Source organism: Rhizobium sp. P28RR-XV (assembly GCF_012641385.1).
GTDB lineage: Bacteria > Pseudomonadota > Alphaproteobacteria > Rhizobiales > Rhizobiaceae > Rhizobium.
Window position 1 is genome coordinate 311185 of the sequence record NZ_JABAIG010000001.1, and the last position, 14286, is coordinate 325470.

At 60.6% G+C, this 14286-nt stretch carries 14 protein-coding genes; 7 read left to right on the forward strand and 7 right to left on the reverse strand.

Annotated elements, in window-relative coordinates; genetic code table 11:
- Positions 1-78: 78 nt before the first annotated feature.
- Positions 79-399, forward strand: a complete 321-nt coding sequence (locus tag HGP12_RS01465) for a 2Fe-2S iron-sulfur cluster-binding protein (protein WP_168838785.1) — start codon at positions 79-81, stop codon at positions 397-399.
- A 556-nt stretch (positions 400-955) separates the two neighbouring features.
- On the opposite strand, the gene HGP12_RS01470 is transcribed toward HGP12_RS01465, so the two are convergent.
- Positions 956-1579 (reverse strand): DUF922 domain-containing Zn-dependent protease, encoded by a 624-nt coding sequence (locus HGP12_RS01470; protein WP_168839161.1) that lies wholly within the window; start codon positions 1577-1579, stop codon positions 956-958.
- 92 nt (positions 1580-1671) lie between these two features.
- Here HGP12_RS01470 and folP point away from each other — a divergent pair, with 92 nt between their 5' ends.
- From folP to folK, 3 genes are all read left to right on the forward strand, one after another.
- Positions 1672-2541 carry a dihydropteroate synthase gene (gene folP / locus HGP12_RS01475; RefSeq protein ID WP_168838786.1) on the forward strand — a complete coding sequence of 290 codons (870 nt, stop codon included), beginning with the start codon at positions 1672-1674 and terminating at the stop codon, positions 2539-2541.
- Positions 2542-2602: 61 nt separating this feature from the next.
- Positions 2603-2974, forward strand: coding sequence for a dihydroneopterin aldolase (gene folB, locus HGP12_RS01480; protein ID WP_120664156.1), 372 nt, complete (start codon positions 2603-2605; stop codon positions 2972-2974).
- A complete protein-coding gene (gene folK, locus HGP12_RS01485) occupies positions 2967-3485 on the forward strand; it encodes a 2-amino-4-hydroxy-6-hydroxymethyldihydropteridine diphosphokinase (RefSeq protein ID WP_168839162.1) in 519 nt (172 codons plus the stop codon). Before folB ends, folK begins: the two co-directional genes overlap by 8 nt.
- 70 nt (positions 3486-3555) lie before the next feature.
- Here the strand turns inward: folK and HGP12_RS01490 are convergent, their stop codons facing one another.
- From HGP12_RS01490 to HGP12_RS01505, 4 genes are all read right to left on the reverse strand, one after another.
- Positions 3556-4107, reverse strand: coding sequence for a hypothetical protein (locus HGP12_RS01490; protein ID WP_168838787.1), 552 nt, complete (start codon positions 4105-4107; stop codon positions 3556-3558).
- A gap of 101 nt (positions 4108-4208) precedes the next feature.
- A complete protein-coding gene (locus tag HGP12_RS01495; protein ID WP_168838788.1) occupies positions 4209-5303 on the reverse strand; it encodes a YcjF family protein in 1095 nt (364 codons plus the stop codon).
- Entirely contained in the window at positions 5300-6775 is a 1476-nt protein-coding gene (locus tag HGP12_RS01500; RefSeq protein ID WP_168838789.1) for a YcjX family protein, read from the reverse strand. Before HGP12_RS01500 ends, HGP12_RS01495 begins: the two co-directional genes overlap by 4 nt.
- Before the next feature lie 137 nt (positions 6776-6912).
- Positions 6913-7404: a SixA phosphatase family protein gene (locus tag HGP12_RS01505; protein ID WP_168838790.1), complete on the reverse strand. Its 492-nt coding sequence runs from the start codon at positions 7402-7404 to the stop codon at positions 6913-6915.
- A gap of 281 nt (positions 7405-7685) precedes the next feature.
- Between HGP12_RS01505 and dksA the strand changes: the two genes are divergently transcribed.
- Positions 7686-8105, forward strand: a complete 420-nt coding sequence (dksA, locus tag HGP12_RS01510) for an RNA polymerase-binding protein DksA (RefSeq protein ID WP_168838791.1) — start codon at positions 7686-7688, stop codon at positions 8103-8105.
- A gap of 75 nt (positions 8106-8180) precedes the next feature.
- On the opposite strand, the gene HGP12_RS01515 is transcribed toward dksA, so the two are convergent.
- Entirely contained in the window at positions 8181-9101 is a 921-nt protein-coding gene (locus HGP12_RS01515; protein WP_168838792.1) for a flagellar biosynthetic protein FliO, read from the reverse strand.
- A gap of 291 nt (positions 9102-9392) precedes the next feature.
- Between HGP12_RS01515 and cckA the strand changes: the two genes are divergently transcribed.
- Together cckA and trpS are read left to right on the forward strand one after the other, a co-directional pair.
- Positions 9393-12011, forward strand: a complete 2619-nt coding sequence (gene cckA / locus HGP12_RS01520; RefSeq protein ID WP_168838793.1) for a cell cycle histidine kinase CckA — start codon at positions 9393-9395, stop codon at positions 12009-12011.
- A 226-nt stretch (positions 12012-12237) separates the two neighbouring features.
- The gene (trpS, locus tag HGP12_RS01525) at positions 12238-13257 is read left to right on the forward strand and encodes a tryptophan--tRNA ligase (protein ID WP_168838794.1); all 1020 of its coding nucleotides are present in this window, start codon (positions 12238-12240) and stop codon (positions 13255-13257) included.
- A 63-nt stretch (positions 13258-13320) separates the two neighbouring features.
- Here trpS and HGP12_RS01530 read toward each other — a convergent pair whose 3' ends face one another.
- The gene (locus HGP12_RS01530) at positions 13321-14247 is read right to left on the reverse strand and encodes a pseudouridine-5'-phosphate glycosidase (RefSeq protein ID WP_168838795.1); all 927 of its coding nucleotides are present in this window, start codon (positions 14245-14247) and stop codon (positions 13321-13323) included.
- Positions 14248-14286 lie beyond the last annotated feature (39 nt).

Here is a 14286-nt window from a genome sequence, read left to right on the forward strand (position 1 = left end):
AAATGTTGACTGCCCCAGCGATTTGTTGGAAGTAAAATTCCGATCATCCTCATTCACGAAATATCGGAATTCACCCACATGACCAAATTGACCATCGTCGCCTTCGACGGCACACGCTTTGACCTCAATGTCGACGAGGGATCCACCGTGATGGAAAATGCCGTGCGAAACTCCGTTCCCGGCATCGAAGCGGAATGCGGCGGCGCGTGCGCCTGTGCGACCTGTCATGTCTATGTCGATGAGGATTGGACCGAGAAGGTTGGCGGTCCCGAGCCGATGGAAGAGGATATGCTGGATTTCGCTTTCGACGTCCGGCCGAACTCGCGTCTTTCCTGTCAGATCAAGATGAAGAGCGCCCTTGACGGGCTCGTCGTGCATGTGCCGGAACGCCAGGCCTGACGTCTTCGCCGCCGCGGTTCCTCCGCAGAAAGCCTTTTGATATCAGCCGGACAATTTATTCCCGAGTCTTACAGAGCCGCGCCTCTCTTGAGGTGCGCTAAAGTCGCTGTAACACTTTGAAATGCTGGATAATTTTCGCCCTAAATCGATTCCGATTTGAGGAATTATGCAGTAGTCCAAAAAAGATGCCCCGCTCAGCTGATCAGCGAGCGAGGCAAGGCGGGCGCATCACCGACAGGCAAGGGAGGAAACACCTGCGGCTTGAGGACGCGCCAGGAGAACACTTAGCGCATGCTTTGAAAAACAAACCCCGACTGCGCCGAAGAGCGAACAAACCCGCCGCCGCAGGCACTCTCAATCGATCTTTTCGAGATCCCGCCCAGTATTCTTCGAATCATCTGGTGCGTTTATCTCTGTAATTGATAGGAAAAACCTATTTCAGATTCTGGTAAAGTTCAAAGAACGGCCCAGCTGGACGATTCACAGATATAGTGGCGGTTTTCCCACAGTCGGCGTCGGTCCGCAGGCTGTTTCCCTGAAATTATAGGGGTGTGATCTATTGCTGGCCGCTGTGCCGGCTGCGGTAGTACAGCAACCGCTGTATCCGGTTCTGGAAATTGATCGCCTCGATTCGGTCGAAGCGTGCCTGATCGGCATCGTGCCGCTCGGTTTCCCGCGTCGTCACCTCGTTTGCTTTTTCCTGGAGCGCGTCACAATTGCTCGCCGACGGCAGGGAGAGGATGTGCCGTTCCATCTGCCGCGCATGCTGGCGGGCGATCTCGACGTGCCGGTCCTCATGGCGCCGGATGTCGGCGGCTAATGTGTCCCATATCGTCGAAAGCTGCTTGCTGGCGTGGCGCCGGTCGCGCCAGCGCGGCAGGATGATTTCAGTATCGACCGTGACCTTGACGCTGGAAATATAGCAGCGCCCCTTCGCCTCGCTATAGGTCGCGCTGCCGCCGAAGCGGATTTTCGTCGCGCCGGGATGATGGCTGCTGGAACCCATCGCGAGCGGCCCGCGCTGATTCAAAGCCGCATCGAGCTCGTCTGCCGTGTTGCCCTTGATATCGAAATAGGAAATGGATTTGCGGGCGATGACGTCGGCATCGGCCACGCTGGGTATGCAAAACGCGAGCAACAGAGCACACGCAATACTTATCTTATGGAACGCAAGCGGCATTCGTGTCGCTACCATGTTGAACTTCGACGAACCTTGCGGCATAGCCACTGTGAGCGCAATATCAAGCGCAAGGTTTTTTCATTTTCAATGGGATGGGACGGTTCGTGACGGAGCTTCGCAGCCATACTTGGCATGTCGCGCATGGCCGCAGCCTCGAGGTTGGCAAAGAAAGTGCCATCATGGCGATCGTCAATGTGACGCCGGATTCCTTTTCCGACGGCGGGCATTATGAGGCCGTCGATGCTGCCGTCGCGCACGCATTGGCTTGCGTCCAGGAGGGGGCTGCTATCATCGACATCGGCGGCGAATCGACCAAGCCCGATGCGGCCGCCGTCAGCGCCAGCGAGGAGCAGGGGCGGGTGCTGCCCGTCATTGAAGCCTTGCGCGGCAAGACTGACGCACTGATCTCGGTCGATACCTATCGCGCCGATACGGCGCGGCTGGCCGTCGGGGCCGGCGCACACATCGTCAATGATGTCTTCGGCCTGCAGCGCGAACCGGATATCGCCGCCGTGGCGGCGCAAACGGGCGCCGGGCTTTGCATCATGCATACCGGTCGCAACAGGCAGAAGCTGCCTGACATCATCGACGATCAGATGCTGTTCCTCAGCCGATCGCTCGATATCGCCGCGGCGGCAGGCGTCAACAGGCAGAATATCGTGCTCGATCCCGGCTTTGGCTTTGCCAAGGAGAATGCGGAGGAGAATCTGGAGCTGATGGCGCGGTTCAATGCGCTGCTTCGCTTCGAGCTGCCGCTGTTGGTCGGTACTTCGCGCAAGCGGTTCGTGGGTACCATCACCGGCCGCGATGCGTCCGATCGCGATGTCGGAACGGCGGCGACCAGCGCGATCCTGCGTCTGCAGGGAGCTGCGCTATTCCGCGTACACAATGTCGCAATCAACAGGGACGCGCTGGCGGTTGCGGATGCTATTCTCAGAACGCGCGCGAGGCTTAAAGCATGATCCTTGAAGGTAGGGAGCGTTTTCCGGACGCCGTCGTGCCTGTTCGAAACGGAGGGACGCCATGAGCGCCGTGACATACACCATTACTTTGCAGAATTGCGCTTTCTTTGCCCGCCACGGCGTGCATGACGAGGAGGAATTCCTTGGTCAGCGCTTCTTTGTCGATGCCGAGCTCGATGTCGAAGCTGGCGATGCGCTGGAACGTGATTCGATCGACGATACCGTCAATTACGGCGTCGCATTCACCGTCATCGAAGAGATCGTCACCGGACGCCGTCGCTATTTGATCGAGGCGCTGGCGCTCGACGTGGCGAAGGAGCTATGCCGGCGCTTTCCCAGCATTCGCCGGGCCAAGATCACTGTGCGCAAGCCCAATGCTCCGGTTCCGGGCGTCCTCGATTATGTGCAGGTGAGCATTGAGCATTTTGCCTGAAAACCTGGCGGTGCGCACGACGCTCGGTTTGGGTGGCAACCTGGACAATCCGGTTCGTGCCATGGCGCTCGCCCTTCGCACACTGGACCAGCGCACCGACTGCGAGGTAGTTTCGGTGTCGCGGCTTTACCGCACGCCGCCATGGGGCAAGACGGACCAGTCCTTTTTCTACAATTCCTGCGCGGCCATCGATACCACCCTCGCGCCGGAAGCCTTGCTCGACGTATGCCTCGATATAGAGCGGCAGATGAAGCGGGTGCGGGTCGAGCGCTGGGGGCCAAGGACGATTGATATCGATGTGCTGACCTATGCAGATCTGCAGCGGGCGGAGCCGCTTTTGACGATCCCCCATCCGCGGATGGTCGAGCGTGGCTTCGTGCTGATGCCGCTTGCCGATTTCGCGGCCGATCTTGTCGTGAACGGCCGCAAGATCAGCGATTGGTTGCGGGAGGCCGATGTCGAGGGCATCGAGATCGCGGACGAAAACCGCGACTGGTGGCGAACAGCCTGACCCACAATATGAAAGCAAAAGGCCGGCAAATTTGCCGGCCTTTTACGTTTTGCACTTTCGTATCTGAGGCTTACTGGATCGATCCGACCGCCATCTGGTCGACATCGGCCCGCTTCAGCGTGACGCCGATGACGGGTACCATCTGTTCGCCGACCTTCACCGAGATGGTGACATTCATCGACTTGTTGTCCGAAACGCGAGCGATCATGGCGCCGTTCAGCTTCTGACGGATCAGTCCGAGGACGACGGTATTGTCATTGACCGTGCCCGAGGTGACGTCGAGACCCTTGCCGGCCGCGCCATCAAGGAATTTTCCGCTGTAGGAGCCGCCGCTTTGCGTAATCTCGGCCGACATCGGCTGCTGGAAGACCCCGACGCGGCAGGTGCCGTCGAGCTTGACGCCGGCATTGCCGCCATCGGACGGCTTGCCCGTGAGGTTGCAGGTGAATTTCGTGCCCTTGTACTTGCCGGCGACGATTTCGCCGGGGCCGCTCCAGGTGCCGGAGACCGACTGGAAGAAAGCCTTGTCGCGGGGCGCCGCGTCGGCTGACTGCACCCAGGCGCCCATAGGGATAGCTGCGGCGGCAAGGCTGCTTACAAGAAGAAATCGACGCGAAAACATGGATATTTCCTAGCGAGGCGGAACCGTAAAACTGGTTCCCACTTTTGCCGCAGAATGGTTAATGCTTGGTTTCCGCAATGCCAAAACGCCGGATTTTCAGGTCATCGCGTCGGATTGCGGCCGGTGACGTTCGGCGTGAGATCGCTGGCGAAATCGGCGATGCCGGGGCGCTTGAATGCCTTGAAGGCAAGCGGGCGGCAAAGATCCATCGCTGCTATTCCAATCCTTGCCGTCATCATGCCGTTGACGACGCCTTCGCCGAGACGCGCTGAAAGCTTCGACGCCAATCCGTGGCCGATCAGTTGCTGGACGATGCTGTCGCCGACCGCGATGGAACCCGTGACGGCGAGATGGGCGAGCACATCGCGCATCAGCCTGATCATGCCGAGCGTGCCCGGCCTGCCGCCATAGAGTTCCGCCATGGCGCGGACCAATTTCGCCGCCTCAAAGAGAACATAGAGAATATCGACGAGCGCGCGCGGACTGATGGCTGTTACGACCGACACCCGTTTGGAGGCGCCGAGGATCAGCGCTCGCGCCCGGCGGTCGAGCGGGCCGAGAAGCTCTCGTTCCGCGAGGTCGATCAGCTGTGGTGCATCGATGATGTCATCTTCCGCTGCCTTTAACGTCGCACGGCCTCTGGCCGTATCCGGGTTGGCTTCCAGCAGCGTGCAGAGACGCTTGACCAGAGCTTTGGCGCGGGCCGGTCGAGTCTCGATGACGGCGGCCTCCGCTTCGGCCTTGATAGTCTGCACGGCAGCGAGCCGCATCATTCCGGCCGTTTCGCGGGTGACGATGGCAAGCACGGCCAGAATGCCGACGGCGACGACCGCAAGGGCGGTATAACCCAGCCAGTCGGCTCGGCTGAACAGATCGCGGATGAGTTGGTCGGTCCAGAGGCCAAAGGCGAGTGACACCAAAATTCCGAGCGTGCCAAGTGCTACTTTGCCGAAGGAAAACCCTTTGCGGCGCGGCCTGGCAATGGCGCCTTCGCCCGAATCGGCCTCGAGGGCCGGATTGATGAAGGGATCTTCTTCGTCCGGAGTCAGGACGACATTGGTATCGAAGCTTTGCGGTCTGCGTACCGCCGGCGGGATGGATTTGATGTCGGCATCTTTTCCGGAGACGTCCGGTTCCAGCGCAAAGGCAGCGGGTCGGCGGTTGCCGTTCGGCTCGTTTTCGGTCGATTTCGTCATGCGAGACGGTCTCCGAACAGGAACTGCATGGCGCGGTCGAGGCGGATATGCGGCACCGAAAGCTTGATGCCGTCGCCGGTTTCATCGAGTTCCGGCGGGCGGAACCGTACCACGTTCACCTCGGGCAGATGGACCCTTGCCCCATCCGATTCAAGAGCTTCGAACAGCCCGTGCGGATTTTGCGGCAGATCGCCGGGAAAGATCGCGGTCTTGCGATTGCCGTCGAACAGTTCGCCGGCGATGGTTTCCTTGTCCATTGGCGTGCCGACGATGACGGGGAGCGTCTGTCCGTCGCGGGTCACGGTCGCCTCTCGCGTCGCGCGCACCGAGGCAATTGCCATGACCTCGATGCCGGCACCCGCCATGCCGATGCGCTCTATGGCCCGTTCCACCAGTCGGCGCGTCAAGGCCTCCAGCCGGTCATGGCTTTCATGATGGAGATGGTCAGCCTTGGTGGCGGCGACCAGCACACGGTCGATGCGCCGGCCGAGCAGCGAGGAAAGGAGGGAGTTCGTGCCGGGACGGAAGCACGCCAGCACGTCCGTCAGCGCCCGTTCGAGATCCTGCACCGCTTCCGGGCCGCGATTGATGGCCTGCAGCGCATCGACGAGAACGATCTGCCGGTCGAGGCGGGCGAAATGCTCGCGGAAGAAGGGTTTGACGACGACGGCCTTGTAGGCCTCGTAGCGGCGCTCCATCATCGCCCATAGCGACCCTTTCGGCGCAGTCCCTTCGGCGGGCAATTTCAGTGGCGCGAAGGTAAGGGCAGGCGAGCCGTCGAGATCACCCGCTAGAAGGAAGCGGCCGGGTGGCAGCGTAGAGAGCGAGCGTTCGTCGGATTTGCAGGCTTTCAGGTAATCGGCGAAGGCAGTCGCAAGGTCGCGTGCCTTCATTTCATCCGCAATTTCAGCGATATCGGCCTTCTCTGTCATCGCCAGCCAGTGATGTGACAGTTCGGCGCGAATGCCGGTTTTCGCCAGAGCCAGCGTTTCCTCGCTGAAGGTGCGGAAATCCTTGGCGAGCAGCGGCAGGTCCAGCAGCCACTCGCCCGGATAATCGACGATATCGATGGAGAGGCGGCCTGGCGAGAACAGGCGGTTCCAGCCGCTGGCGCTCTGATAATCCAGCGTGATTCGCAACTCCGAGATGGCGCGTGTCGAATCCGGCCAGATGCGGTCTTTGACCAGCGCGCGGATATGATCCTCATATTGAAAGCGCGGTACCGCGTCGTCCGGCTGAGGCTCAAGGCGAACAGCGGAAACGCGACCGGACTGCACCGGCTCAAACAGCGGCAGGCGGCCGCCGTTCAGAAGATTATGCACCAGGGATGAGATGAAGACGGTCTTGCCCGAACGGGAGAGGCCCGTGACGCCCAGACGAATTGTGGGATTGACGAGGCCGGCGGCGCGATCGGCAAGATTGTCAAAAGCAATGAGGGCGTCGTCGGTAAAAGAGGTCAGGCTTGGGGGCAAGGCGGGATCCCTGGATGACAGCGTGGCCGTGAATATAGGGATCGAAACTTGCTCCGAAAAGATGAAGGCGTAAACGTCTGCAATCAGGGGCAGGGGCGTTTCGGGCGTTTTCGAGACAAGTGCCTCGATGAATATCCCTATTCGGTGACGAAGTCGGTCAGGACCCAGCCTGACGGCGTCGAATCGATGACGGCGAGCCCGGCCGTCGGAAAACCGCGTGGGAGCGCGCCGGCCATAGCCTCGCGCCCGATCAAGGCCGCAAGCGTCAGCTCGATAATCGGATTGTGCGCGACCAGCATGACCGAGTCCTGATCACTCTGCGCCGCGATGAGCGACAGGTAAATATCCGGCGTGCCGTTATAGAGGGCATCGACAAAGCGGAATTCCGTCGAGGGCGTGACGGCGCGGCGCATGGCGGCGGCGGTCTGGCGACAGCGCTGGGCCGTGGATGAAATGATGAGGTCCGGCTTATAGCCTTTGTCAGCGGCTTCGTCCGCGACGATTTCGGCTGCGGCATAGCCTTTGTCGCTCAAAGGACGGTCGAAATCCTTCTGGCCGGGAGCGGCCTGCTGGGCCTCGGCATGACGCAGAAGATAGATCCTGGAGGGCGGCGGTGAAATGCTGACCATGGCGAAATTCCGGAGCTCGATTTCCTGAATGAGGTAACGTCTGTTCGCATGCCCAGTCAACTGCGGCGCGATCCTTCGGAAGGCCAAATCTCCTACTATCACGCGAAGGTTACGGACGACGCGAATCCGGGCTACTGAGAAGAAGTGATGAAAAAATAGACCCTTAGCCGAATTTTATGACAAATTTAAAAATCAGTTGACAGCATCTATTTGGCTTGAATCGGCACTATTGGTTGGGATATACAGCCCAGCCATATGAGATGTTCTTCAGGAGAATCGCGTTGAGTGAGAAGATCGATCTTAGGAATTATGTGCCCTCGGAAGACGAGGAATTCATGAATCTGAATCAGCGAGCCTATTTTCGAGCGAAGCTGGTAGCCTGGAAAAACGATATCCTTAGAGAAGCGCGCGAAACACTGGGTCATCTGGCGGAAGAAAGCGCAAATCATCCCGATCTGGCCGATCGGGCTTCTTCGGAAACAGACAGAGCCATCGAGCTTCGGGCTCGCGATCGCCAACGTAAACTCATCTCCAAGATCGATGCCGCATTGCAGCGTATTGAAGACGGTACTTACGGCTATTGTGAAGAGACTGGCGAGCCGATCGGCCTGAAGCGCCTGGACGCTCGTCCGATCGCGACCCTGTCGATCGAGGCGCAGGAGCGCCACGAGCGCCGCGAAAAGGTTTATCGCGACGAATAATCGAGCTGTCGGCTCGACTGGGCACGAGGAATCCGTTCCTCGTGCTTTTTCATTTCCGACATTTCAGGCCGCGCATTATTTGTCGCGGCTGACGCTCATTTCACCGAAGATGCGCGCCACTTCCTGCTGAAGGGCACTGTCGGCCCCGGTCAGCGGCGCTAACTCGGGTTCGACCCTCTGTGCCGGGCTTGGTGCTGGCGATGGAGCGGGCTGCTGTTGCACCTGCCGTGGCGTCGGCGCATTGGGGATGATCCGTTCGGCTGTCAGGTTCTTCGACATTTCGGCTTCGAGTATGCGCTGGAAATCATTGCCGGGCTCGGTGGCGCGCGGCGGCGCGACGACGGGCTCCACCGGCGCTGGGCGAATGGGAGCCGGCTGTTGCTGCGGCAGGACGACATGGCGGGCGGCGTCCAGTATGTCGGCGGCCTCGGCTTCGCTAATGGCCGGAGCGGTTTGGGGAGCCGGTTGCGGCGGCCTGACAGCAGCCGGTTGGGAAGGTTCCGCAGCCACGAGCGGCGTTGGTTCCAGAGCCGGGGCAGCGGGCGTTTCGGAGCGCAGATAGGCTTCGATCCTCTCCCCGGTGGATTGCGGACGTTGTGGAAGCGCTGCGGGAGGGGTGTCGAGCTCGGCAGCCTTTTCCGGTTGTTGCAGCCGGCTTTCATATGCCGGGGGGATTTCGACCGGCGTCGCGGCCATGCCCGCGCGCGTGGGATCGGAGATGCCGGACTCGATGACGATATCAGTCGGACCGCCGATCATGATTAGATGTTCGATGCCGTCGCGCCTGACGAGCACGAGACGGCGGCGGGCATCGACTGCGGCGGCGTCCAGCACCTGAAGACGCGGCTGGCGGTTTTTGCCGCCGCGCACGAAGGGAGAAGGCGCTCGATTGCGTAGGACCCACAGAATGGCGATCAGCACGATCAGGGCGATGCCGACCCCACCGGCTGCGAGGAGGAAACGGCTGCCATAGGCTCCGGCGATGTCGTCCAACATGTCGAGATACTCCCGTATTTGTCCCGATGTCGCGGCCTATTATGCAGCTACGGCAGGGTAGATGCCTTGAACTTTGCCTTCCTATGCGGCGATCATATGAACAGGATCGCGGCGGAGACAAGATGCGATTGATACCTCTTGTGCTCTATTGCCTGTGAATTCAAGCCTTTCTGGCTCGGCAAAGCTTTTTGCCGATGACGCAAATTGGTAAAGAAGATTCGAAAGGTCCGACTCCGGCGATCCTTAACGTGTATGACATGTCGCGAGGAGAACGGCGGAGACGAGGGGTTTATGACGAAGCAGGGTCCATCCGACGAGTATAGCGTGCCGCTGGTGGATCGCGGAGTTCGTTCGGGAACCGTGCTGCGCATCATCCTGCTGGCGCTCGTTCTCGTGGCCGCCGCCGCGGCCTTCGTCGTCTTCAAGAGCCAGCTCGACAATGAAGCGGTTCTCGGCGGCCTCGGCATTCTTGCCATGGTCGGCATCTTCTTCCTGGTTTCCTCGATCATCGGCTTCGTCGAGGTGATGCCGCAGCGGCAGTCCGACAGTCTGGCGCGTTCGTTTCTCAACAGCCATCCGGACGGGACGCTGATCACTGACGAGAAGGGACGGATCGTTTACGCCAACGCCGCCTATGGCCGGCTGACCGGCGCCGCCAAGGCGACGGAAGTACAGTCGCTGGAGATGCTGCTATCGCGAAACCGCGAATCCAACGAAGCTCTCTACCGCCTTGCCAATGGCCTGCGCGACGGTAAGGAGGGATCGGAGGAGTTCCGGTTGCTGAAGCCCCTGGGGCCTTTCAACGGGATCGGCCAGGGAGCCCATTGGTATCGGCTGAAAGCACGGGTGCTGCCGCCGGAGCAGGATAGCAACAAAGCGCTGCATATTTGGCAGATCACCGATATCACCTCCGAGCGCGACGATCAGGAACGCTTCTTCAAGGAATTGCAGAACGCGATCGATTATCTCGACCATGCGCCGGCCGGCTTCTTCTCCGCCGGTCGCAAGGGCGAAATCTTCTATCTCAACGCGACGCTGGCCGAATGGCTGGGCTTTGACCTCACCAAGTTCGTTCCCGGCTCGATGACGATCGGCGATCTGGTGGCCGGCGAGGGGCTGGCGCTGATCCAGTCCGTTCAGGCGGAGCCGGGCTTGAAAAAGACCGTGACGCTCGATCTCGATCTGCGTCGCGCCAACGGCCAGAGCCTGCCGGTGCAGATCGTCCATAGCGTCACCTCGATGCGCGACGGCGCTCCCGGCGAGAGCCGCACCATCGTCCTGACCCGGCAGAACGGCGCGGACACCGAGCAATCGGCCTCGGCGGCAGCCATGCGTTTCAGCCGCTTCTTCAACAATACACCAATGGCGATCGCTTCCGTCGATGGTAACGGCCGCATTCTGCGGACGAATGCGCCGTTCCTGAAGCTTTTCTCCGATCTCGTATCGCGCGACGATATCGAGCGCGGCGCCGCGCTGGAAAGCGTCGTCAACGAAAGTGACCGGTCGCAGCTGCAGCAGGCACTGGCGGCCGCCAAGGACCGGCAGGGCGACATTCCGCCGATCGACTCCCGCAACCCGAAAGACGATGCACGGCATTTCCGCTTCTATATCAATGCGGTGATCGATCAGACCGACGAGGCGCCCGAAGAGGCCGCGATCGTCTATGCCGTCGAGGTGACCGAGCAGAAGGCGCTCGAGACGCAGATGGCGCAGACGCAGAAGCTCAATGCCGTCGGCACGCTCGCAGGCGGCATCGCGCACGATTTCAACAATGTGCTGACCGCGATCCTTTTGTCCTCTGACCATCTGCTGCTGCAGGCGCGGCCTTCGGATGCGAGCTTCGCGGATCTGATGGAAATCAAGCGCAACGCCAATCGCGCGGCGGTGCTGGTGCGGCAGCTGCTCGCCTTCTCGCGCAAGCAGACCATGCGGCCGACCGTACTGAACCTGACCGACGTGATCGGCGACTTGCGCATGCTGGTGGACCGGCTTCTGTCCGGCACGCATGTCAAGCTGGATGTCGATTATGGCCGTGATCTCTGGCCTGTCAAAACCGACCTTTCGCAGTTCGAGCAGGTGCTTATCAATCTCTGCGTCAATGCCCGCGATGCCATGCCCGGCGGCGGCCAGCTGACGCTGCGCACCCGCAATCTGCTCGCGGCCGATGTCAGCGCCTTCAATTATCCCTATCTGCCGCATGAGGATATGGTGCTCGTCGAGGTCGGCGATACCGGCACCGGCATCGCACCTGAGATCATGGACAAGATCTTCGAGCCCTTCTTCACGACGAAGGAAGTGGGCAAGGGCACCGGGCTCGGCCTTGCGATGGTCTATGGCATCATCAAGCAGTCCGGCGGCTATATCCAGCCGGAATCGGAAGTGGGCAAGGGAACGACTTTCCGCATCTTCCTGCCGCGTCATGTCGTTGAAATGCCCGCCATAACGGACGCGAAGGCGCCGGAGAGCCGCGATGTCGCGGCCATGGATCAGAGCGTCGGCATAGTGGCGCCGCCGGAAGAGCCGGCCGATCTTACCGGCAAGTCCGCAGTCGTGCTGCTGGTCGAGGATGAGGAGGCGGTGCGGCGCGGCGGCAAGCGCATGCTGGAGACGCGGGGCTATACCGTCTACGAAGCCGGCTCCGGCGTCGAGGCGCTCGACATCATGGACGAGCTCGATGGCCAGGTCGACGTTGTCGTGTCCGACGTCGTCATGCCGGAAATGGATGGTCCGTCGCTGCTGCGGGAATTGCGCAAGAAATATCCGGATATGAAGTTCATCTTCGTCTCGGGCTATGCCGAGGATGCCTTTGCCCGCAATCTGCCGGCGGATGCGCAGTTCGGGTTTCTGCCGAAGCCGTTCTCGCTGAAGCAGCTTGCCGTCGTCGTGCGCGAGACGCTGGACAAGCCGTAGGTCAGAGGCGATTTTCGCCTCGCCATGTTGCCGATTGCGGCGTGAAGGTGCTATCACCCACCGCATGATCGACCTTGCTAAGCCCATTTATCGTTCGTGGTGGTGCTCCTTGTAGGAGCGGCAGTCGTCATGTCTTGAAATCGACCCTGCCGCCGTGATCCGGCAGGCATGGTCTATTTCCGTTTTTCCTTCCCGATTACGGCGGCTCCTTTTGCGGAGCAACGAAATGTCTTCCCTTATCGACACCCGTCCGGTCATCCTGACGGGCGACCGGACCACCGGTCCACTCCATCTCGGCCACTATGCCGGCTCGCTGAAAAGTCGTGTCGCGCTTCAGCGCAGCCACCGGCAATTCCTTCTTTTGGCGGACACGCAGGCACTGACCGACAATGCCCATGATCCCCAGAGGGTTCGTCGCAATGTTCTCGAAGTCGCCATCGATTACCTCGCCGTCGGCATTGACCCGGCGCTGACGACGATCTGCGTTCAATCCGCCTTGCCGGCATTGGCGGAGCTGACGCTGCTCTATCTGAATTTCGTCACGGTCAGCCGTCTGGAGCGCAATCCGACGATCAAGACGGAGATTCAGCTGCGCGGCTTCGAACGCGACGTGCCGGCCGGCTTTCTCTGCTATCCGGTCGCGCAGGCGGCCGATATCACCGCCTTCAAGGCAACGGTCGTTCCCGTCGGCGAGGATCAGGCACCGTTGATCGAGCAAACCAACGAGATCGTTCGCCGCCTCAACCGGCAGATCGGGCGCGACGTTCTCGTGGAAGCCACGGCGATGGTGCCGAGCGTGGGGCGCCTGCCAGGTGTCGACGGCAAGGCGAAGATGAGCAAATCCCAGGGCAACGCCATCCCGCTTTCGGCATCGCCGGATGAAATAAGCGATGCGGTACGACGGATGTATACCGATCCGGATCATTTGCGCGTCGGCGATCCCGGCAGGGTCGAGGGAAACGTCGTCTTCACCTATATGGATGCCTTCTGCGAGGATCGGCAGTTGGTCGACGACATGAAGGCGCATTATCGTCGTGGCGGTCTCGGCGATGTCGCCTTGAAGAGATATCTCGAGGACATCCTGCAGGCGCTGCTTGCGCCGATCCGCGAGCGTCGGGCGTATTTTGCCGCCGAGCCTGATTATGTCCTTGATATAATGCGCGAGGGGACGAGAAAGGCGAAAGAGCGGACGGAGGCGACGCTTGCCGAATTGCGCGCCGCGTTGGGCCTGTTCTCCCTGATTTGAAACAAGAAAGGCCGGACGATCTTTTGAAGCGCCCGGCCGTTCTTTTATTTATTGCAGCTCTAATTATTCCGCCAGAGCAACGGCAATTTCAGCGGCCAGACGCGCATTGTTTTCGACAAGCGCGATATTGGTCTTGAGGCTGCGGCCTTCGGTGATGTCGAAGATGGTGCTGAGCAGATAGGGTGTTACAGCCTTGCCCGAAATCTCGTCGCGCTCGGCGCTGTCGAGGGCGCGCTCGATATAGATTTCCATTTCCTCGCGCGGAATTTCGTCTGCTTCCGGCACCGGATTGGCAATCAGCATGCCGCCATCGATGCCGAGCTGCTCGCGCGTGGACTGGAAATTGGCGATAGCGGCGGGGCTGTTCAGCGTCAACGGGCTCGCCAGGCCCGAAGAGCGCGACCAGAAGGCCGGGAATTCGGCGCTGTCATAGGTTACGACCGGCACGCCGCGGGTTTCCAGCACTTCCAGCGTCTTCGGAATATCGAGGATCGCCTTGGCACCGGCGCAGACGACGATGACGCCGGTGCGCGAAAGCTCTTCGAGATCGGCAGAGATGTCGAAGCTCTCTTCCGCGCCGCGATGCACGCCGCCGATACCGCCGGTGGCGAAAACCTTGATGCCGGCACGGGCTGCGGCGATCATGGTGGCGGCGACGGTGGTGGCGCCGGTGCGGCGCTCGGCGATCGCAAAAGCGATGTCGGCGCGCGAGACCTTCATCGCGCCTTCCGTCTTGGCAAGCGTTTCCAGCTCTTCCGGCTCGAGGCCGATATGGAGTGTACCGTGGATAACGGCGATGGTCGCCGGGACTGCGCCTTCCTGCCGGATGATCGCCTCGACGCTGCGGGCCATCTCGATATTACCGGGGTAGGGCATGCCGTGGGTAATGATGGTCGATTCCAGCGCCACGAGCGGGGCGCCGCGCAGCTTGGCGGCAGCGACTTCCTTCGAATAGGAGATCGGAAGTAGTGGCGAGATAGGCTGTGTCATTGTCGTTTCCAATTCACTGAAACAGTATACGCGTTTTGA